The organism is Streptomyces sp. NPDC014894 (genome assembly GCF_043080985.1).
Classification (GTDB): Bacteria; Actinomycetota; Actinomycetes; order Streptomycetales; family Streptomycetaceae; genus Streptomyces.
Genome location: NZ_JBIBWD010000010.1, coordinates 48,751 through 70,262, shown reverse-complemented (window position 1 = coordinate 70,262; position 21,512 = coordinate 48,751). Strand labels below are relative to the sequence as shown.

At 72.8% G+C, this 21,512-nt stretch carries 16 protein-coding genes; 15 read left to right on the top strand and 1 reads right to left on the bottom strand.

Going from position 1 to position 21,512, the window contains the following annotated elements; all coding sequences use genetic code 11:
* Positions 1 to 197 precede the first annotated feature (197 nt).
* The 14 genes from ACF089_RS23950 to ACF089_RS23885 all read left to right on the top strand — a co-directional run bounded on the left by ACF089_RS23950 (position 198) and on the right by ACF089_RS23885 (position 18,635).
* Entirely contained in the window at positions 198 to 998 is an 801-nt protein-coding gene (locus ACF089_RS23950) for a polysaccharide deacetylase family protein (protein WP_392029943.1), read from the top strand.
* 271 nt (positions 999 to 1,269) lie between these two features.
* Positions 1,270 to 4,212 carry a BTAD domain-containing putative transcriptional regulator gene (locus tag ACF089_RS23945; protein ID WP_392029940.1) on the top strand — a complete coding sequence of 981 codons (2,943 nt, stop codon included), beginning with the start codon at positions 1,270 to 1,272 and terminating at the stop codon, positions 4,210 to 4,212.
* A gap of 465 nt (positions 4,213 to 4,677) precedes the next feature.
* Positions 4,678 to 4,992: a hypothetical protein gene (locus ACF089_RS23940; RefSeq protein WP_392029939.1), complete on the top strand. Its 315-nt coding sequence runs from the start codon at positions 4,678 to 4,680 to the stop codon at positions 4,990 to 4,992.
* Between the two features lie 547 nt (positions 4,993 to 5,539).
* Positions 5,540 to 7,342: an ATP-binding protein gene (locus ACF089_RS23935; protein ID WP_392029936.1), complete on the top strand. Its 1,803-nt coding sequence runs from the start codon at positions 5,540 to 5,542 to the stop codon at positions 7,340 to 7,342.
* Entirely contained in the window at positions 7,339 to 7,770 is a 432-nt protein-coding gene (locus ACF089_RS23930; RefSeq protein ID WP_392029933.1) for a roadblock/LC7 domain-containing protein, read from the top strand. The genes ACF089_RS23935 and ACF089_RS23930 overlap by 4 nt, the downstream gene beginning before the upstream one ends.
* Complete coding sequence (locus tag ACF089_RS23925; RefSeq protein WP_392029931.1) at positions 7,767 to 8,261, top strand: DUF742 domain-containing protein; 495 nt, start codon at positions 7,767 to 7,769, stop codon at positions 8,259 to 8,261. Before ACF089_RS23930 ends, ACF089_RS23925 begins: the two co-directional genes overlap by 4 nt.
* Entirely contained in the window at positions 8,236 to 8,955 is a 720-nt protein-coding gene (locus ACF089_RS23920) for an ATP/GTP-binding protein (protein ID WP_392029928.1), read from the top strand. Before ACF089_RS23925 ends, ACF089_RS23920 begins: the two co-directional genes overlap by 26 nt.
* Positions 8,952 to 10,202, top strand: a complete 1,251-nt coding sequence (locus ACF089_RS23915) for a cytochrome P450 (RefSeq protein ID WP_392029925.1) — start codon at positions 8,952 to 8,954, stop codon at positions 10,200 to 10,202. Before ACF089_RS23920 ends, ACF089_RS23915 begins: the two co-directional genes overlap by 4 nt.
* Positions 10,199 to 11,461, top strand: coding sequence for a cytochrome P450 (locus ACF089_RS23910; RefSeq protein ID WP_392029922.1), 1,263 nt, complete (start codon positions 10,199 to 10,201; stop codon positions 11,459 to 11,461). The genes ACF089_RS23915 and ACF089_RS23910 overlap by 4 nt, the downstream gene beginning before the upstream one ends.
* A gap of 697 nt (positions 11,462 to 12,158) precedes the next feature.
* Positions 12,159 to 13,637, top strand: a complete 1,479-nt coding sequence (locus ACF089_RS23905) for an FG-GAP-like repeat-containing protein (protein WP_392029919.1) — start codon at positions 12,159 to 12,161, stop codon at positions 13,635 to 13,637.
* A 47-nt stretch (positions 13,638 to 13,684) separates the two neighbouring features.
* On the top strand, positions 13,685 to 15,184 hold the full coding sequence (locus tag ACF089_RS23900) for an FG-GAP-like repeat-containing protein (RefSeq protein ID WP_392029916.1): 1,500 nt from the start codon (positions 13,685 to 13,687) through the stop codon (positions 15,182 to 15,184).
* Between the two features lie 32 nt (positions 15,185 to 15,216).
* On the top strand, positions 15,217 to 16,737 hold the full coding sequence (locus ACF089_RS23895) for an FG-GAP-like repeat-containing protein (RefSeq protein ID WP_392029913.1): 1,521 nt from the start codon (positions 15,217 to 15,219) through the stop codon (positions 16,735 to 16,737).
* 46 nt (positions 16,738 to 16,783) lie between these two features.
* Positions 16,784 to 18,340: an FG-GAP repeat domain-containing protein gene (locus tag ACF089_RS23890; protein ID WP_392029910.1), complete on the top strand. Its 1,557-nt coding sequence runs from the start codon at positions 16,784 to 16,786 to the stop codon at positions 18,338 to 18,340.
* 46 nt (positions 18,341 to 18,386) lie between these two features.
* Positions 18,387 to 18,635, top strand: coding sequence for a hypothetical protein (locus tag ACF089_RS23885; RefSeq protein ID WP_392029907.1), 249 nt, complete (start codon positions 18,387 to 18,389; stop codon positions 18,633 to 18,635).
* Between the two features lie 72 nt (positions 18,636 to 18,707).
* On the opposite strand, the gene ACF089_RS23880 is transcribed toward ACF089_RS23885, so the two are convergent.
* Complete coding sequence (locus ACF089_RS23880) at positions 18,708 to 20,270, bottom strand: FadD3 family acyl-CoA ligase (RefSeq protein ID WP_392029904.1); 1,563 nt, start codon at positions 20,268 to 20,270, stop codon at positions 18,708 to 18,710.
* Between the two features lie 92 nt (positions 20,271 to 20,362).
* Between ACF089_RS23880 and ACF089_RS23875 the strand changes: the two genes are divergently transcribed.
* Entirely contained in the window at positions 20,363 to 21,511 is a 1,149-nt protein-coding gene (locus ACF089_RS23875; RefSeq protein WP_392029901.1) for a lipid-transfer protein, read from the top strand.
* The last annotated feature ends 1 nt before the right edge of the window (position 21,512 follow it).

Here is a 21,512-nt window from a genome sequence, read left to right as displayed (position 1 = left end):
GCCCCGGACGGGCCCGCCCGGACGGCCGGAGCTGCCGGAATCGTCCGACGGGAATGAACCCCGGGAGCCCTTTCACCCTCTTGGAGACCGGCACGCCGAGCATCTATACACGGTGTGTATAGTGCGAAGGAGCCCGCCCGCGGCCACGGCGGAGCGACACCTTCCGACCATCGAGAACCACCCAGGGGGAACCCGCCATGCCCGACCACCGCAGGAGGTCCAGGGCCGTCGCCGCCATCGCGGCCGCCGCCGCGCTGACCCTGACCCTCGGCGCCTGCTCCCTGGGCCGCACCGCGCCGGCCGACGCCCGCGCCGACGCCCTGGACGACGGGAAGTCGCTCGCCGGGGCCGCCGCGAAGGCCACCGACGTCAGCCCCGCCGAACCGGTCGACTGCGAGAAGAAACGATGCATCGCGCTCACCTTCGACGCGGGCCCGGGCAAGGACACCCCCGAGCTGCTCGACCACCTGAAGAAGGAGAAGGTTCCCGCCACCTTCTTCCTGCTCGGCAGGAAGCACATCGTCAAGTACCCCAAGGTGGTGAAACGTCTCTCCGACGAGGGTCACGAGGTCGCCAACCACACCTGGACCCACAAGCGCCTCGACCGGCTGAAGCCCGACGGGATACGCGAGGAGCTGGAACGCACCCAGGTCGCGATAGAGAAGATCACCGGGACCAGGCCCACCCTGATGCGCCCGCCGCAGGGCCGGATCAACGACGACGTCACCGCCGTCAGCAAGGAGCTGGGCCTCGCCCAGATCCTGTGGAGCGCCACCGCCAAGGACTTCTCCACCAACGACTCCGCGCTGATCGAGAAGCGGATACTCAAGCAGGCGAGCCGCGACGGCATCATCCTTCTGCATGACATCTACGACGGCACCGTGCCCGCCGTCCCCGGGATCGTCGCGGAGCTGAAGAGCCGCGGCTACACCTTCGTCACCGTCTCCCAGCTGCTCGCCCCGGCGAAGCCCGTGCCGGGCGAGATCTACAAGCCCTGAGCCCGCCCCCCGCCCGTCCCCCTTCCGGCTTCCCCGGTCCGCCCGGCCCCGCCCCGCGGCGGCCGGCGGACGCGTTCCGGACACCGCCGGGCGGGAAGGACGTGAAGACACGGGGAAACCCCCGCCGAGGACCGTCACCGGCCCGGGGCGGCGGGTTAGCCTGCATGACAGCCCGACCGGGGCCATCTGCAAGCAACCCGTTACTGACGGGGCCGCCATGCACAAGGCAGACTGTCGGGTGCGAATCGGCAGTTCGGGGCAGGGGGCAGCAATGGACCGTGACAGCGGGCCACGCGTACCGGAGCAACGAGTTCCGGCGCCCAGTGATGTTGTTGACCTGCACTTCAGCGTGCTCGGTCCGGTACGGGCCTGGCGGCGCGGCGAAGTGCTGCCATCGGGTTCGCCCCAGCAACGGGCGCTGCTCGCCGCGCTGCTGCTGCGGGACGGCCGTACCGCGACCGCGTCCGAGCTGATCGACGCGATCTGGGGCGAGGACCCGCCCTCGCAGGCGCTCGCCGCGGTCCGTACGTACGCCTCCAGGCTGCGCAAGATCCTCACCGCGAACGCCCTGGTCAGCGAATCCGGCGGCTACGCCATAAGGATCCGGCGGGACAGCGTCGACCTCTTCGTCGCCCAGGAGCTGGCGCTCGAGGCCGAGAAGGCCCGCGCCGCCGGGGACCGCAATCAGGCCCGGGTCCAGATCGACAAATCGCTCGGACTCTGGGACGGCGAGGCGCTGGCCAACGTCCCGGGCCCGTACGCGGAGAACCAGCGCGCCCGGCTGGACGAATGGCGGCTCCAGCTGCTGGAGACCCGGCTCGAACTGGACCTGGAGTCCGGCTGCCACGCCGAGGCCGTCTCCGAGCTGACCGCCCTCACCGCCGCCCACCCGCTCCGGGAGCGGCTGCGCGAGCTGCTGATGCTGGCGCTCTACCGCAGCGGACGCCAGGCCGAGGCGCTGGCCGTGTACGCCGACACCCGCCGGCTCCTCGCCGAGGAGCTGGGCGTCGACCCGCGCGCCGAGCTGTCCCAGCTGCAACAGCGCATCCTGCGGGCGGACGAGGAGCTGGCCCGCCCCAGCGAGGAGGAGACCCCGGCGCTCCAGATCGCCCGGCCCGCGCAGCTGCCCGCCACCGTCCCCGACTTCACCGGCCGGGCCTCCTTCGTCCGGGAGCTGGGCGCGCGGCTCGCCGCCTCCGAGGGATCCGTCATGGCCGTCTCGGCGCTCGCGGGCATCGGCGGCGTCGGCAAGACCACCCTGGCCGTCCACGTCGCCCACGAGGCCCGGCCGCACTTCGCCGACGGACAGCTCTACATCGACCTCCAGGGCGCGGGCAACCGGGCCGCCGAACCCGTCGCCGTCCTCGGCGCGTTCCTGCGCGCCCTCGGCGTGCCGGACTCCGCCATCCCCGACTCCCCCGACGAGCGGGCCGCGCTCTACCGCTCCACCATCGCCGGCCGGCGGATCCTGATCCTGCTCGACAACGCCCGCGACGCGGCCCAGATCCGCCCGCTGCTGCCGGGCAGCTCCGGCTGCGCCGCGCTGGTCACCAGCCGGGTCCGGATGGTCGACCTCGCCGGGGCGCATCTGGTCGACCTCGATGTGATGTCCCCGGACGAGGCCCTCCAGCTCTTCACCCGGATCGTGGGCGCCGAGCGGGTCAGCTCCGAGCGGGAGGCCGCCCTCGACGTCGTCGCCGCCTGCGGCTTCCTGCCGCTCGCGATCCGCATCGCCGCCTCCCGGCTGGCCGCCCGGCGCACCTGGACCGTCTCCGTGCTCGCCGCCAAGCTCGCCGACGAGCGCCGCCGCCTGGACGAACTGCAGGCCGGGGACCTCGCGGTGAAGGCGACCTTCGAACTCGGCTACGGCCAGCTGGAGCCGGACCAGGCCCGCGCCTTCCGGCTGCTCGGCCTCGCCGACGGCCCCGACATCTCGCTGGCGGCCGCCGCCGCCGCGCTCGCGCTGCCGCCCCAGGAGACCGAGGATCTGCTGGAGGCCCTGGTCGACACCTCGCTGCTGGAGTCCGCCGCGCCCGGCCGCTACCGCTACCACGACCTCGTACGGCTCTACGCGCGCTCCTGCGCCGAGCGCGACGAGAGCCCCGAGGAGACCGGCGCGGCGCTCTCCCGGCTGCTGGACTTCTATCTCGCGACCGTGACCCGGGTCTACACGATCGAACGCCCCGGCGACCGGCTGCCGGACCACCTGGAGCCCACCGAGCACGACGGACTGCCCTTCGGCGACCGGCACGAGGCGCTCGACTGGCTCTACACCGAGGCCCACTGCGTGCTGGCCTGCGCCCAGCAGGCCGCCGCGAGCGGCAGGCTGCGGCGCGCCGTGGACCTGCTGTGGGCCGCCAAGGACCTCGCCGAGTCGGGGGCCAACTCCAAGCAGTACGAGTCGGCCGCCTTCGCCGCCCGCGACGCCGCCAGGGCCGCGGGCGACGCCCGCGCCCAGGGCCGCGCCCACACCACCCTCACCCATGTCTGCCTGATCGCCGGACGGTACGAGGAGGCCGACGAACACGCCGAGCAGGCCGCCCTGCTGGCCACCCGCGCACAGGACCCGACGCCCGTCTTCTGGTCCCACAACGACCGCGGGATCATCGCCCTGAGCCGGGGCCGGCACGCCGACGCCGACCGCTTCCTCCAGCAGGCCATCCAGGAGGCACGCGCGGACGACAACGGACCCGGCGAGGCGAGCGCCCTGTGCAATCTCTCCCGCCTCTATCTCTCCATGGGCCGCACCGAGCAGTCGATCGGCCTCGTCCAGCGGGGGATGGACATCTACGACCGCAACGGGCTCACCATGCGACTCGCCAACGCCCGCTACGCCCTGGGCATGGCGCTGACCCAGGCGGGACGGCTCACCGAGGCTCTGGAGCAGCTCATGGGCGCGCTGGACAGCTTCGAGGCGAACCGGCAGCGCCTGTGGGAGGGGACCACCCTCTTCCGTATCGCCCAGGCCCATCTGTCGGCCCGCCGCCCCGCCCGCGCCGCCCAGCACGCCGAACAGGCCCTGGCGATCGGCTGCATCGGCGGCGACCACACCCGGGCGAACGTCCTCATCACCCTCGGCCGGGCGCTGGCCTCGCTGGGCCAGGCCGACCGCGCCCGCGCCTGCTGGCGCGAGGCGCTCGCGCTGCACGAGGCCTCGGGCGCGGCGGAGGCCGAGGAGGTACGCGGGCTGCTCGCCCCGCTCAGCGCCGCCTGAGCGGCCCCTGGGGGCCCGCTGTGGGGCCCCTGGGGCCCGCCGGGCGGGTCCGGGCGGCACGGGAGCGCCCGAGGCGGTACAGGAGGGCCAGGAACGGTACGGGAGGCCCGAGGCGCGTCCGCGAGGGCCGGGAGCGGTCCGCGGGCCGCCGGGCGGCCCGTCCGAGGACGGTCCTCCGGGCCGCGGCGGAACGGCGCGTTCCCGCCCCGCCTCCCGGCGGCTTCCGGCCGTACGTAGGCTGGGACCGCTCCCTGCCTGGACGTTCATCGAATGTTTATGCCGGTCCGAGATGCTCATGCGCAGTCGATCCGTCGCGTCGGGGGGCAGACGGATCACTCGGGACTCTCACCTCTCCGGGGGGAAGGTGGAGATCCCACGGCCTTTCGTCCGGCGACCCTCGGGGGAGTCTCCGGGCGAAAGGCCGTACCCAGTTCCTGTACGACACGCACGACCCATGGGGGAACCATGAACGACACCGAGCACAAGAACGACGACTTCATCGCGCAGGACAGCCACGCGACGGGCGGACCGGCCGCCGGCCTGCTCGCCGACGGCCCCGTCGTGACCCAGGACAACCACGCGCCCGCGCCGCCCCGGTTCATCAGCGAGGCCGCCGCCAAGCCCCAGGACAACCACGCGCCCCCGCCGCCGGCCGCCGGCCTGCTCGCCGACGGGCCCGTCGTCACCCTGGACAACCACGCGCCCGCGCCGCCGAGGATCATCAAGGAGGGCGCGGCCAAGCCGCTCGACAACCACGCGCCCGCGCCGCCGAGGCCCTGAACCGCACCCCGGCGGCCCGCCGGCCCCGACGCCCCTGACGGGCCGTCCGGACACCCGGGCCGCCGGATCGCCACCGTACGGAAGTCCGACGACGACAAACCCCGGCCGATCCCGAGATCGCGCCCCGCTCAAGATCTCCGAACTGAAAAGGACCTGAAATGACAAGGGCCTGAGCTGAATATCCCAGCTCAAGGTCCGGTCCAGGTACGGAAATCAGAGGCCGGGAATTAACCGAGCGTGAGGCATCCGCATACGAAGGACTGAGCGGGGCTTCACCCGAAGGTGTACGGCCGCGACGGCACGGAGGTGAGCCGTCGCGGCCGTTTCGCGTTCCCGGCCGGACCCGGCACGCCTCCCCCACCATGCCACCTCTGCTCAGGAGCCCATCTGATACTCCGTCAGTCACCCGGCGGCGGAGGCTCCTGACGACGGCACAACGCCACAATTACTTCCGCCAAAACCCCCCGCGATCAGTCGATGACGGTGTGTACTTGGGCGGGTCGTTTCCAAAACGGCACCGACCGCCGCCCTCCCCGAGGTCTATTCGATGATCGAGATACCGGATCTGGCCATCGTCGCCGCCGGGACCATGACCGTGTTCTATATCGGAAACGAACTTCTGCGCTCCCGTCGCCAACGGGCGCGGCAGCGCGCCGAGATCGAATCCCTGGAAACCCAACTCGACGCCGCCCGGCGCAGAACGGAACACCTCTCACGGTCCTGCACCGCCGAAGTCCTCCACCTGGCGCACGACCGCATCCCGGCGGCGGCCACCCGCGCCGCCCACCCGCATGTGCAGGTGCCCGGACCACTGGACCCCACCCTCACGGACAGTGAACTCGGCGCGGCCCTGCACAGCGCCCTCACCGGCGTCGCCACCGCGACGCTCCAGGAGCGCAAGCGCGTCGACGCCGCCGCCCGGGCCGGGATGCGCGGCGCGACCCGGGAGATCCAGGCCGGGCTCTACCGGCTCCAGGACGTCCTGCGCGGACTGCAGCAGCGCTACGACGACCCCGAGCTGTCCCAGACCCTCTACTCACTCGACCACGAGAACGAACAGTCCCTGCGCCGGGCCCAGGTGGCCGCCGTGGTGTGCGGGGCCTGGGTGGGGCTCGCCCGCGAGGAGTCGCACCTCGTCGACGCCGTGACCGGCGGACAGTCACGGATCATCGGCTATCAGCGCGTCCATATGAGCAACCATCTGGAGCCCGGCACCGCGCTGGTCTCCCACGCCGTCGAGCCGGTCGCGATCATCGTCGCCGAGCTGCTCGACAACGCGCTCCGCCACTCCTCGCCGGACACGACCGTCACGGTGAACCTGGAGCGCGCCCACCACGGCGTCACCGTCACCGTGGACGACGCGGGCGTCGGCATGGCCGCCGACGAACGCGCCTACGCCCAGCGGATGGTGGCCGGACGCGATCCGATCCTGCTGTCCGAGCTGGGGGACCCGCCCCGGATGGGACTGGCCGCGATCGGCCAGCTCACCCGGCAGTTCGACCTCTCCGTCGATCTGTCGTCGCCCTCGCCCTACGGCGGGGTCCGGGCGGTGCTGCTGGTCAAGAACCATCTGCTGAGCCATATCGACCCGGCCGAACGGCCCCAGGCGGCCAGCGCCCCGCACTCCACCCGAGGCGGAGCGACGGCGGAGCCCGGCCACGGTCTCCCGGCCGCCGGCCCGCTCGGCCCGCTCGGGCTGCCCGGTCCGGCCGGGCCCGGCGGGCTCCCCGGAAACGCCGGTCACCCCGGCGCACCGGAGACGCCCGCACCGGCGGGACCGGCCCAGGACCGGGGACGACAGCCAGGACCGGCCCAGGACCGGCCCGAGCCGTACGGCGCCGACCGGCTCCGTACGGAACAGCCCGACCGGCCGCGTACGGAACAGCCGGGAGCCGGCCCGGACCGGCCCGAGCAGTCCTGGGCCGAGCCCTCCTGGCCGGGCAGGCCGGCCTGGCACGAGCCCCGCACCCCGGCCACCGCGCCCGGCGTCGAATGGCCCGCGCCCGCTCCGTCAGATCTCTCCCCCTCCGCCCCTTCCGCCCCCTCCATTCCCTCCTTCGCGAGTTCCCCCACCCGTACGGCCGCCGACCCGGGCGCCGCACCCTCCCCCGCTCCCTCCCGTACCGCGTCCGAGGCCATCACCCACGACCCCGCACCCGCCCCGGGCGACGACCTGCTCCCCCGCAGGCGTCGCCGGGTCCGCGCGGCCGGACACCCCGGCGAAGCGCCCCCGCGCCCCCCGCGTCCCGCCCGCTCCCCCGAAGAGGCCGCCGCGGCGCTCGGGGCGCTCCAGGCCGGGACCGCAGCCGCACGCAACGCCGCCGACCCCGAAGGGAACGACCCCCGATGACCAGCCGCACCTCCCGCGACACCGGCGATACCGCGTGGGTGCTCGATCCGATCCTGGAAATCCCCCATGTCCGCGCCGCAGTCCTGCTGACCCGGGACGGTCTCGTCTCCGGCTACTCCGACCGGCTCTCCCAGGCGTCCGCCGAGCGCGTCGCCGCGATCACCAGCACCGTGCAGGGGGCCTGCCGCACCGCGGCGGCCGCCTTCGCGGACAAGGACGGCGCCGAGGTGCGCCAGGTGGTCGTCGAATCCGACCACGGCTACATCCTGGTCGCGCCCACCACCCACGGCACCTGTGTGGCCGCCTATGGCGATCCCGAGGTACGGCTCGACCTTCTCGCCCACCGGGTCCACTCCCAAGTGGCCCGGCTCGGCGAGAAGGCCATGGCAGCCGCTCCCCGGGGAGCCAGCGGCCACACTCCGCTGTGAACGGGCGCCGGGCCGGCCGGCCCCTCGTCCCCGCCTACGTCTCCACCGGCGGGAAGACCCGGCCGAGCCGCAACAGTCTGGAGCGCCTCTCCGTACTGACCGGTCTGACCACCTGCCCGGCCGAACAGCCGGGCGGGACCGGGCCCTCCTGCGGCACCGGGCCGCCCATACCGGGCGCCGGCTCCGGCCACGACGTACGCCGGGTACGTCACCACACGGCCCCGCTCCCCTCCGCACCACCCGCACCACCTGTCCCGCCCGGTCTGCCCGCCGCCCAGCGGACGCTGCTGGGCACGCTGGACGGCGGGTCGCTGACCGTGGTGGAGACGGCGGCCCTGCTGGCGCTGCCCGTCTCCGCCGTCCGCGTACTCGCGGCGCACCTCATCGACCTGGGACTGGTGAGCGCCCGCCCGCCGATCCCGTTCGCCGCCCAGCCCGACCTTGATCTGTTGGAGAGAGTCGCCGATGGCCTCCGCGCCCTCAAGCTCTAGCGGCCTGCACCTGCCGGACAGCGCCCGCGAACTGGTGAAAATCCTGGTCGCAGGCCCCTTCGGGGTCGGCAAGACCACACTGATCGACTCCGTGTCCGAGATCCGGCCCCTGCACACCGAGGAGCAGCTCTCCGAGGCCTCCGTCGCGGTGGACGACCTCGCCGGGGTGCGGGACAAGACCACGACCACCGTCGCCATCGACTTCGGGCGGATCTCCCTCAACGGGGGCATCGTGCTCTATCTGTTCGGCACCCCCGGGCAGGAGCGGTTCCGCTCGCTGTGGAAGGACATCGCCTACGGGGCGCTCGGCGCGCTCGTCCTGGTGGACACCCGCCGGATCGACGACTCCTTCGAGGTGCTGGGCCTGGTGGAGGACGCGGGGCTGCCGTACGCGGTCGCCCTGAACACCTTCCCCGACGCCCGCCAGTACACCGAGGAGCAGCTGCGCACCTCGCTCGACCTGGAGCCCGGCACCCCGATGGTCGCCTGCGACGCCCGCGACACCCGGGCGTCCATCGACGCGCTGATCTCGCTGGTGCAGCATCTGCTCACCCGGATGAGCCAGAGCCCGGGCCCCGGCGCAAGCCTGGATCCGGTCACGGGCCCGGACCCCGGCACGGGCGTGGATCCGGTCGCGGGCGTGGATCCGGTCGCCGACGGGGTCGCCGTCTGCCCGGCCCCGGAGATCCCGTGAACAGCCCGCTGAACGCCCCCGTGAACGCGGCGAACGTACCGTCGATCGCCTCCCCGGTCCGGCTCTGGGAGGACGGCTTCGCCGCCGACCCGCACTCCTACTACGAGATACTCCGCGCACAGGGCCCGGTGGGCTGGGCCGAACTCGCGCCCGGGATCTTCGCGTACGTCGTGGTCGACCGGCGCGCCGCGCTCGATCTGCTGCACGACTCGGAGATCTGGTCGCACGACCCGCGCCCCTGGGAGGCGACCGTCGCCGAGGACTCGCCCGTCCTCGGCATGATGCGCTGGCGGCCCAACACCCTCTTCGCCGACGGCCAGGCGCACATCCGCTACCGGCGCACCCTCGTCGACGCCTTCAGCCTGGTCGAACCGCACGACCTGCGGGAACGGGTGCACCGCGCGGTCGACATCCTCGTCACCCGCTTCGGGCCCCGGGGCCGCGCCGACCTCGTCTCCGACTTCTGCCGACCGCTGATGGGGCTGATCTTCAACAATCTCTTCGGGCTGCCGGACAGCGAGAGCGACCGGCTCACCGACTCCATGGCGCAGATGATCGAGGGCTCGGAGCGCTCGGCCCAGGCAGAGGTGGAGTACGGGCGGTACGTCCTCGAACTCATCGCCGCCAAGATGGCGCGCCGCGGCGACGACCTCACCAGCTGGCTGCTCGACCATCCGCTCGACCTCACCCCCGAGGAAGTCACCTGGCAGGTCTTCCTCACCCTCGGCGCGGGCCACGAGCCCACCGCCAATCTGGTCTCCAACGCCCTCTCGCGCATCCTGGGGAACCCGGCGTACTACACCACGCTCACCAGCGGATCGCGCCCCGTGATGGACGCGGTGGTGGAGGTGCTGCGCTTTGAGACCCCGCTGGCGAACTACGGCATCCACTACGCCCGCAGACCGTTGAGCTTCCACGGGGTGTGGATACAGGCCGCCGTGCCGGTCGTCGTCTCCTACGGCGCGCTGGCGTACTTCGCGGAGAAGGAGTCCGGCTCCGCGCACCGGACCAACGACGCCTCCCATCTCTCCTGGTCCGCGGGGCCGCACGCGTGCCCGGTGAAACAGCACACCCTCCTGATCGCCACGGAGGCGATCGAGCGGCTGACCCAGTGGCTGCCGGACCTCAGCCCGGTCCTCCCCCGGGACCGGCTGACCTGGCGCCCCGGGCCCTTCCACCGCTCGCTGACCGCCTTCCCGGTCCAGTTCAGCGCCCGTACGCCCGACCAGTCAGGAGACCCGGGATGACCCTGTCCGCGCCGGTGGCCATCGATCCGTTCGGCGCCGACATCCCGGCCGAGAGCGCCCGGCTGCGCGCGCTGGGACCGCTGGTCCCGGTCGAGCTGCCGGGCGGGATACCCGCCTGGGCGCCGACCCGCTACTCCACGCTCAGAACGCTGATCCTCGACCCCAGGGTCAGCAAGGACCCGCGCAGACACTGGTCGCTCTACGCGGAGATCCCCCGGCACCCGGAGTGGGCCTGGATCCTCAACTGGGTCGGCGTGGTCAATATGCTCTCCGCCTACGGAACCGACCACACCCGGCTGCGGAAGCTGGTCGCGCCGAGCTTCACCGCCCGGCGCACCGAGCAGATGCGCGGCCGCGTCGAGACGATCACCGCCGAGCTGCTCGCCGGGCTGGCCGCCACCGCCGACGAGCACGGCGTGGTGGATCTGCGGGCCCAGTACGCCCACCCCCTGCCGCTGCGGATGATCTGCGACCTCTTCGGCGTACCGGACGAACTCCGGGCCGCCACGGCGCGGATGGCGGCCGCCGTCATCGACACCTCGGACCCCGGGCCCGAGCACGCCGCCTCCGTACAGCGGCAGATCGGCACGGTGCTGCCCGCGCTCATCGCCCACAAGACCGAGCACCCGGGCGACGATCTCACCACCGAGCTGATCAGGGTCCGCGACGAGGACGGCGACCGGCTCAGCGACGAGGAGCTGCTGTCGACGCTGCTCCTGGTGATCGGGGCCGGCTTCGAGACGACGGTGAATCTCATCGGCAACGCGGTGGTGGCGCTGCTGCGGCACCCCGCGCAGCTCTCGGCGGTGCGGGTGGGGGGCGTCTCCTGGGACGCGGTCGTCGACGAGGTGCTGCGCGGGCAGCCGTCGATCGCGAACCTTCCGCTGCGGTTCGCGGTCTCGGACATCACCGTCGACGGGGTGACCGTCCCCGCCGGGGACGCCATCCTCACCACCTTCGCGGCGGCCGGCCAGGACCCCGCCCACTACGGCCCCGACGCGGCCGGCTTCGACCCCGGCCGCAGCGCCGACGACCATCTCGCCTTCGGCATCGGCGTCCACCGCTGCATCGGCGCCCCCCTCGCCCGCCTCGAAGCCCTCACCGCCCTCCCCGCCCTCTTCACCCGCCACCCCTCCCTCCACCTCGCCGTCCCCCCACAAGACCTCCGCCAACTCCCCTCCTTCATCGCCCTCGGCTGGTCCTCCATCCCCGTCACCCTCGGCCCCACACCTCCCCCACCACCTGAGCCGACCCAGTAGCGCCCCACCACCCCCACGCCCCCCACCACCACTCCGGCCCCAGCACCAACCGCCCTCCCCCACCACGCGCCGGGAGCAGCAAGCCGCACACGCTCGGCCCTGTCGGCGACCGAGGCGCACAAGACGCCTACCCACGCCCCGCCGGCGACCGAGGCACGCAAGCCCCAACCCAAGCCCGCCGCCGCTCCGGGCCCAGCGACAACGGCCCTCAACTGCCCTGGGCACCCCCGTCGCGACGCCCAACCCCCCGTCGGCCCGGACCCGAGCCACAACCCCCCGCCACGCGCCGGGAGCAGTGGGCCGCACATTCCCAGCCCCGCCGGCGATTGAGGCGCACGAGACGCCCACCCACGCCCCGCCGGCGACCGAGGCACGCAAGCCCCAACCCAAGCCCGCCGACGCTCCGGGCCCAGCGACAACCGCCCTCAACTCCCCAAGAGGGGAGCGCCGCACACCCCAGCCCCGCCGGCGATCGAGGCGCGAGAAACGTCAAACCAAGCCCCGCCGGCGATTGAGGCGCGGGGGCTCGGGGGCAGCGCCCCCGACACGGGCCCTGCCGAAGCCACCGCGGAGTATCACCGGGTGGTGGGACAACCCTTCGGGAATCTCGTGGGTCAAGGAGAGGCGTGACACGTCCTGTGACGGTCATGACCGACATCCATCCTTCCGTCACGATGACGATCTCCCTGGGGCATTGATGAACTCACCCACCCGCGCCCTCACCCTCACCCTCCTCACCATCACCCTCACCACCCTCACCATCACCCCCTCCTTCGCCGCCCCCGCCGAACAGACCCCTCGCCCCCCGGCCTCGGCCGGCCCGCGGGACGACTTCAACGGGGACGGGTACGAGGACCTCGCCGTCGGCGTCCCGGGTGCGGAGGTCGGGGGCGGGGCGAACGCGGGGCTGGTGAGTGTGGTGTACGGGTCGGCGTCGGGGTTGAGGACGTCGAGCAAGCAGATCCTGCGCCAGGGCGCGGACGGCGTCCCGGGGACGCCCACGGCGTACGGCAGCTTCGGCGTGGCCCTCGCCTCCGCGGACCTCGACCGGGACGGGTACGCGGACCTGGTCGCCGTCTCGCGGCAGCGGGACCCGCTTCCCGGGGAGGACGTAGCCCGCGGAATCACGGTGATGTGGGGCGGCCCGAAGGGCCTCGCGCGGGGGGCGACCCCGGCGACCGCGCTCAAGGGCGGCGCGTACTCGGTCGCCACGGGGGACTTCGACGGCGACGGCCGTCAGGACCTCACGGTCGGCGAGGACAGCGGCCGACTCAGGGTGCTGCACGGCCCGTTCGGCGCCGACGGCTCCCCCGCGCGCGAGTCCGTGACCGAGCCCACCGAGGGGAACCCGGACCGGCAGCTCATCGAGGTGAAGTCCGGCGATGTGGACAAGGACGGCGTCACCGACCTCGTCGGGCTCTACAGCTGGAACGACGACTCCTACTGGAGCCCCGAGCTGATCTTCTGGAAGGGCACGGCCACCGGACTCGCCCCGTACCGCCACCTCACCGACCACCGGCGGAACCAGATGATCGGCCACACGCTCGACGTCGGCGATGTGAACGGGGACGGCTTCGCGGACATCGCCGTCGGCCTGCGCTCCAAGGGCGATCTGAACCAGCCCGACATCCCCGAGGGCGGCCAGGTCACCTACATCCCGGGCAGCGCGAAGGGCCCCCTCGGCGCCAGGACCCGCGTCTTCCACCTGGACAGCCCCAAGGTCCCCGGCAGCCCGAAGGACAGCTTCGGCTTCGGTGCGTCGGTCGCCGTCGGGGACCTCGACGGCGACCGGTACGGAGACATCACCGTCGGCGTCACCGGAATGACCGTCGGCGGCCGGGAGAAGGCGGGCAGCGTGATCATCCTGCGCGGCACCGCGAGCGGTCCGACCTCGGCCGATTCCCGCGAGTTCCACCAGAACACCAAGGGCGTCCCCGGCACCGCCGAGAAGGACGACGCCTTCGGCTCCCGTACCAAGACGCTCGACGCGAACGGCGACGGCCGCGACGACCTCGTCGTCGGCGCGCCCGGGGAGAACACCTCGGTCGGCGCGGTCTGGGTCTTCGGGTCCGACCGCTCCGGAGCGACCGCCAAGGGCTCCTCCGTCCAGGGGCCCAAGCTGCTCGGCCTTCCGATCAGCGAGGGCATGTCGTTCGGCCGGGTCTTCACCGGCTGACCGCCCGCCCCCGCCCATCCACCACACCGCTTCGACGGAGATCCTCCATGGACACTCGCAGAACGATCCGCCCGCTGGGACTGCTCGCCGCCCTCGCGGCCATCACCTCCCTCACCGCCCCCGCGGCCTTCGCCGCCCCCGCCGAGAAGCCCGCCGCCGAGAGACCCGCCGCCGGCAAGCCCGCCGCCCCGCACGGGATGAAGGACGACTTCAACGGCGACGGATACCAGGACCTCGCCGTCGGCACTCCGTACGCGTACGTCGACGGCCGCACCCGCGCGGGCCATGTCGGGGTGGTGTACGGCTCGAAGTCGGGGCTGAACACCTCCGAGCGGCAGACGATCCGCCAGGGCGCGGACGGGATACCGGGGAGGGTCGAGGCGCACGACCTCTTCGGGTACTCCCTCACCTCCGCCGACCTCAACCGGGACGGCTACGCGGACCTGGTGGCCACCTCGTTCGGGGAGCATCTGACCCCGGAGGACGGCGTCGCGGGCCGGGTGACGGTGATCTGGGGCAGCGCGAAGGGGCTCGCCCGCGGGGCGACCCCCGCGGCCACCATGCCGGGCAACGTCGACAGCGTCGCCGCGGGGGACTTCGACGGCGACGGCCACCAGGACCTCGCGTCCGGCAACGACATGGGCTGGGTCGATGTGCGGCACGGCCCGTTCGCCGCCGACGGCTCCCCCGCCCGGGAGTCGGCGGCCCGGGCCGACTGGGACGACAACCGGCAGCTCAAGGAGTTGCGGGCCGGCGATGTGAACAGGGACGGCATCACCGACCTCGTCGGGCTGCACGGCTGGGAGGACGACTCCTACTGGCGTCCCGAGCTGGTCTTCTGGCAGGGCACGGCCACCGGACTCGCCCCGTACCGCCACCTCACCGACCACCGGAACAAGCGGATCCTGGGCGACAGCCTCGATGTCGGCGATGTGAACGGGGACGGCTACGCGGACCTCGCCGTCGGCCTGCTGTACGCGGGCGAGACCGACCCCGAGATCCCGGCGGGCGGCAAGGTCACCTACATCCGGGGCAGCGCCAAGGGACCGCTGGGCGCGAAGAACCGGATCTTCCACCTGGACAGCCCGAAGGTCCCCGGCAGCTCGAAGGACAGCTACGGCTTCGGCGCGTCGGTGTCCGTCGGGGACCTCGACGGCGACCGGTACGGAGACATCGCCGTCGGCGTCACCGGGACGAACGTCGAGGGCCGGCCGGTCGCGGGCAGCGTGATCACCCTGCGCGGCGCCGCGAGCGGACCCACCTCCGCCGGCTCCCGTCAATTCCACCAGAACACCAAGGACATCCCGGGCACCGCCGAGAAGGGCGACGCCTTCGGCTCCCACAGCAAGATGATCGACGCGAACGGGGACGGCCGCCGGGAACTCGCCGTCACCGCGATCGGCGAGAACAACAGCACCGGAATGGTCTGGGTCCTCCCGACGGACAAGAACGGCGTGACGCCGAAGGGCTCCTTCCACTTCGGTCCGACCGTCTTCGGGCTCCCGGCCGACGAACTGGCCGAGTTCGGCTCCGAGTACACGGGCTGACCCGCCCCATCCCTTCTCGACGGAGGCTGTTCATGAACACGCGCACGACGACCCGCACCCTGGGCCTGCTCGCCGCCCTCGCGGCCGTCACCTCCCTCACCGCCCCCGCGGCTTTCGCCGCCCCGGCCGGAAAGCCCGCGGGAAAGCCCGCCGGAGAGCCCGCCGCCGCGAAGCCCGCCGCTCCCATGGAGATGAAGGACGACTTCAACGGCGACGGATACCAGGACCTGGCTCTCGGCACCCCCTGGGCCACGCTCGACGGCCGGTGGAGGGCGGGCCATGTCGCCGTGGTCTACGGCTCGAAGTCGGGGCTGAAGACGTCGAGCAAGCAGATCCTGCACCAGGGCAAGGACGGCGTCCCGGGCACGCCCGAGGCCGACGACCTCTTCGGGCACAGCCTCGCCTCGGCCGATCTCAACCGGGACGGGTACGCGGACCTGATCGTCGGTGTGGCCGGACAGAACGCGGTGCCCGGGAAGGGCTATGTCGAGAACCTCACGGTGGTGTGGGGCAGCCCGAAGGGGCTGGCGCGGGGGGCGGCGACGGCGGACCACATCCCGGCCGACATCATCACCCAGGCCGTGACGGCGGGAGACTTCGACGGCGACGGGAACCAGGATCTCGCGGCCGGCGACTACGACGGGCTTCTCAAGGTGCTGCACGGCCCGTTCGACGCCGACGGCGTGCCCGCCCGCGAGACCGTGACCGAGCCGAGCGACTGGGCGGACCTCCGGCGGCTCAAGTTCCTCACCTCGGGTGATGTGAACGGCGACGGGAAGGACGACGTCGTCGGTCTGCACGGCTGGACCGGGGACGACGACACGGGCCGCCCCGGGCTCTACCTGTGGGAGGGCAAGGCCGCCGGGCTCGCCCAGTACCGTCCGGTCACCGATCACCGCCGTAATCAGCTGCGCGGCGACTCCGTCGACGTGGGCGATGTGAACAGGGACGGCTACGCGGACATCGCCGTCGGCCTCACCCACGACTACTACGCGGTGGGCGCTCCCGTGCCCCAGGGCGGCATGGTGACCTATGTCCGGGGCAGCGCCAAGGGGCCCCTCGGCGGCAAGTCCCGCGTCTTCCACCTGGACAGTCCGAAGGTCCCCGGCAGCCCGAAGAACAGCTACGGCTTCGGCGCGTCGGTCTCCGTCGGGGATCTGGACGGCGACCGGTACGAGGACATCGCCGTCGGCGTCGACGTGTCCTTCGTCGGCGGACGCGAAGGGGCGGGCAGCGTGATCACCCTGCCCGGCACCGCGAACGGACCCACCTCCACCGGCTCCCGCGAGATCCACCAGAACACCAAGGACGTCCCCGGCACCGCCGAGAAGGACGACGCCTTCGGCTCCCACACCAAGATGATCGACGCGAACGGGGACGGTCGCCGGGAACTCGCCGTCACCGCGATCGGCGAGAACAACAGCACCGGAGCGGTCTGGGTCCTCCCGACGGACAAGAACGGCGTCAAGCCGAACGGCTCCTTCGTCTTCGGGCCCGAGGCCCTCGGCCTCCCGGCCGACCCGGCCCGATTCGGCTCCGTCCACACCAGCTGACCGAACCGCCGACCCCACCCCCATCACCCCGCAGAGAAGGCTCCCCATGAACGACACACGCAGGGCGACCCGCACCCTGGGCCTGCTCGCCGCCCTCGCGGCCATCACCTCCCTCACCGCCCCCGCGGCCTTCGCCGCCCCGGCCGAGAAGCCCGCCGGAAAGCCCGTCGGAAAGCCCGCCGCCGCGAAGCCCGGCGCCCAGAAGCCCGCCACGGCTTCCCCGGCGAAGAAGGCCCCCAAGGGCATGAAGGACGACTTCAACGGCGACGGATACCAGGACCTCGCCGTCGGCACCCCCGAGGCCCGGGTCGAACTCCGGGACAACGCCGGGCATGTCGCGGTGGTGTACGGATCGAAGTCGGGCCTGAAGACCTCGGGCCGGCAGGTCGTGCACCAGGGCAAGGACGGCGTCCCGGGCACGCCCGAGGCCGACGACTTCTTCGGGCACTCGCTCACCTCCGCCGACCTGAACCGCGACGGATACGCGGACCTGGTCGTCAGCGTGGCCGGGGAGGACTGGCCGCCCGGGCAGGATCACGTCGGGAACCTCACGGTGGTCTGGGGCAGCCCGAAGGGCCTCGCCCGGGGCGCGACCCCGGCGAGCGACATCAAGGCCAAGTCCTACACCCGGGCCATGGTGTCCGGGGACTTCGACGGCGACGGCAACCCCGACCTCGCGTCCGGGTCCTACGAAGGCAGCCTCCATGTGCTGCACGGCCCGTTCGACGCCGCCGGAGCCCCGGCCCGGACGTCCGTGACCCAGCCGGTCGGGGAGACCGAGTACCGCAGTCTCCACTCCCTGCGCGCCGGTGATGTGAACCGGGACGGGAAGACCGACGTCATCGGACTGCACGGCTGGACCGAACACGACCTCGGCCGGCCCGAGCTGGTCTTCTGGGAGGGCACGGCCACCGGACCCGCCCCGTTCCGCCACATCACCGACCACCGCCGTCACTACATCGAGGGCGACTCGGTCGACGTCGGGGATGTGAACGGGGACGGCTACGCGGACATCGCCGTCGGCCTCCTCTGGAACAACTACACCTCGGAGTCCACCGTGCCCGCGGGCGGCTCCGTCACCCATGTCCGGGGCAGTGCCCAGGGGCCGCTGGGCGCCAAGAACCGCGTCTTCCACCTGGACAGCCCCAAGGTCCCCGGCAGCCCGAGGACCAGCACCGGATTCGGTGCGTCGGTCTCCATCGGGGACCTCGACGGCGACCGGTACGGAGACATCGCCGTCGGCGTCACCGGCATGGCCGTCGGCGGCCGAGGGGGCGCGGGCGCCGTGGTCACCCTGCCCGGCACCGCGAACGGACCCACCTCCGCCGGCTCCCGCGAGATCCACCAGGACACCAAGGGCGTCCCCGGCGCGGCCGAGAAGAACGACCTCTTCGGCTCCCGGGTCAAGGTGCTCGACGGCGACGGCGACGGGCGCGGGGAACTCGCCGTCAGCGCCTTCGGCGAGAACAAGAACGCCGGAGCGGTCTGGGTCCTCCCGACGGACAAGAACGGCGTCAAGCCGAACGGCTCCTTCGTCTTCGGGCCCGAGGCCCTCGGCCTCCCGGCCGACCCGGTCCGATTCGGCTCCGTCCACACCAGCTGACCGAACCGACGGCCCCGCCCCCATCACCCCGCAGAGAAGGCTCCGTATGGACGACACACGCAGGGCGACCCGCGCCCTCGGGCTCGTCACCGCCCTCGCGGCCGTCACCTCCCTCGCCGCCCCCGCGGCTTTCGCCGCCCCGGCCGAGAAGCCCGTCACGGCTTCCCCGGCGAAGAAGGCCCCCAAGGGCATGAAGGACGACTTCAACGGCAACGGGGCCTTCACGGTCGGGGCGGCGACGTTCGGGGCGAAGCCCGGGATGTTCGACGAGTTCGGGGCGGCGTACACCCGCTGACCGGCGTCGGAGACCCTCTCCGGCGGCGCGAACGGCCGTCCGGTCCGTTCGCGCCGCCGGAGCCCGTCGGCCTCAGGACGGCCGGCGGGCGCGCAGCTCGGTCTTCAGGATCTTCCCGGAGGCGTTGCGCGGCAGCTCCGCGAGGAATTCCACCTCGCGGGGCACCTTGTAGTTCGCCATCTCCCGGCGGGCCCAGTCGATCAGCTCGTCCGCGGTGAGCGCCGCGCCCGGCCGCCGTACCGCGTACGCCTTCCCCACCTCGCCGAGCCGCGCGTCGGCGACGCCGATCACGGCGATGTCCGCGAGGTCCGGGTGGCGGCCGAGGAGGCGTTCGATCTCGGCCGGGTAGGCGTTGAAGCCGCCGACGACGTACATGTCCTTGATCCGGTCGGTGACGGTCAGATTGCCGGCCGGGTCCAGGACGCCGATGTCGCCGGTCCGCAGCCAGCCGTCCGCGTCGACGGCGGCCTCGGTGGCCCCGGGGTCCTCGAAGTATCCGCTCATGACCTGGTGGCCGCGGACGAGCACCTCGCCCGGTTCGCCGGGGGCGGCGAGCACCCGGATCTCGGTGTCGGGGACGGCGCGTCCCGAGGTGGCGGCGACGGTGGCGGGCGGATCGTCGCGGCGGCACATGGTGACGATGCCGGACGCCTCGGAGAGTCCGTACGCCGTGAGCACGGTCGGTACGCGCAGCTCGTCCCGGAGCCGTTCGATCAGCCGCAGCGGCACCACGGCCGCGCCGGTGACGATCAGCCGCAGGGTGGAGAGGTCGTGCCGGCGCCGGTCGGGGTGGTCGAGCAGCGACTGCAGCAGGGCGGGCGGTCCGGGGAGCACGGAGATCCGCTCGGCGGCGATGTGGGCGAGGACCGGGCCGGCTTCGAAGACCGGGCGCGGCACGACGGTCGCGCCGCGGGTGAGGGCGGCGATGATCCCGGCCTTGTAGCCGAAGGTGTGGAAGAAGGGGTTCACGATCAGACAGCGGTCGCCCTCGCGCAGTCCGGCCAGCTCGCTCCAGACGTCGTAGCAGCGCAGGGTCTGGGCGTGGGTGATGACCGCGCCCTTGGGGCGGCCGGTGGTGCCGGAGGTGTAGAGGATGTCGGAGGGGGCGCCGGGTTCGACGGAGTCGGCGCGGGCGCGGACCTCGGCGGCGGTGATCCGGTCGCCGTCCGCGAGGAAGTCCGGCCAGGCGCGGCAGGTCTTCGGCGCGGTGTCGGCGAGGACGACGACCTGCTCCAGCTCGGGGAGGGCGGGGCGCTCGCGGCGCAGGGCGGCGGCGTAGGACGTGCCGAGGAAGGTTCCGGTGACGAAGAGCAGCCGGACCCGGGCGCGCCGGAGGACGTCGGCGGCCTCGGCCCCTTTGAAGCGGGTGTTGACGGGGACGAGCACCGCGCCCGCCGTGACCGCGCCGAGGGCGGAGACGATCCAGTCGAGGGTGTTGGGGGCCCAGACGGCGACCCGGTCGCCGCGTTCGACGCCGGCGGCCATACAGGCGGCGGCGGAGCGCTCGACGCGGTCGCCGAGCGCGGTGTAGCTCAGCCGGGTGCGGCCGTCGACCACCGCCTCGCGCTCCCCGTACCGGGCGGCGGCGTCCCGTACCAGCCGGCCGACGGTGCCCCACTCCAGGTCGCCGCGCACAGGAACCCCTCCGCCCCTCTAGCTGACTTATCGTCAGATTAGCGGTAACCTGACGCACTGTCAGCAGCCTGGGTCGAACGGCGGAGGTGTGCGTGGCCGGTCTCAAGGACGCGACGGCGATAGCCGGGATAGGCCGCACGGCCTTCGCGAGACGGCTCCCCGAATCGGAGAAGACACTGGCCTGCCGGGCCGTCGTGGCAGCCCTGGACGACGCGGGGATCGACGCGTCCGAGGTCGACGCGTTCGCCTCGTACACCATGGAGGAGACCGACGAGGTCGAGGTCGCCAAGTCGATCGGCGCGGGCGATGTCACCTTCTTCTCGAAGGTCGGCTACGGCGGCGGGGGCTCCTGCGCCACCCTCGCCCATCTGGCCGCCGCCATCGCGACCGGGCAGGCGAGCGTCGGGGTGGCCTGGCGCTCCCGCAAGCGCGGCAGCGGGCCGCGCCCCTGGCGGAACACGGCGGCGCAGCTGCCGACGCCCGCCCAGTGGAGCCGCCCCTTCGGGCTGCTGCGGCCCGTCGACGAGATCGGGATGCTCGCCCGGCGCTACATGCACGAGTACGGGGCCACCCGCGACCACTTCTTCAATGTGGCGCTCGCCTGCCGCAACCGGGCCAATCAGAACCCGGCGGCGATGATGTACGAACGGCCGCTCACCCGCGAGATGTACATGACCTCGCGCTGGATCAGCGAACCCCTCTGCCTCTTCGACAACTGTCTGGAGACGGACGGCGCACTCGCCTGTGTGATCGTCTCCGCCGAACGCGCCCGCGACTGCCGTCAGCGTCCCGTCTACCTCCACTCGGTCGCCCAGGGACTGCCCGCGCAGCACCACGGCATGGTGAACTACTGGAACGACGACCCGCTCACCGGCCCCGCCTGGACGGCGGCCCGGCAGCTCTGGAAGTCGGCCGACTTCGGTCCCGACGACGTGGATGTGGCGCAGATCTACGACGCGTTCACCCCGCTGGTCCCGCTCTCGCTGGAGGGGTACGGATTCTGCGGGCGCGGCGAGGGCGCGGCCTTCACCGAGGGCGGGGCGCTGGAGATCGGCGGCAGGCTGCCGCTGAACACCGCGGGCGGCGGGCTGAGTGAGGCGTACGTCCATGGCTTCAACCTGATCGACGAGGGTGTGCGGCAGCTGCGGGGCGTCTCGACCGCGCAGGTGCCGGGCGCCGCCACCTGTCTGGTCACGGCGGGCGAGGGAGTGCCCACCTCGGCCGTACTGCTGAGGAGTTGAG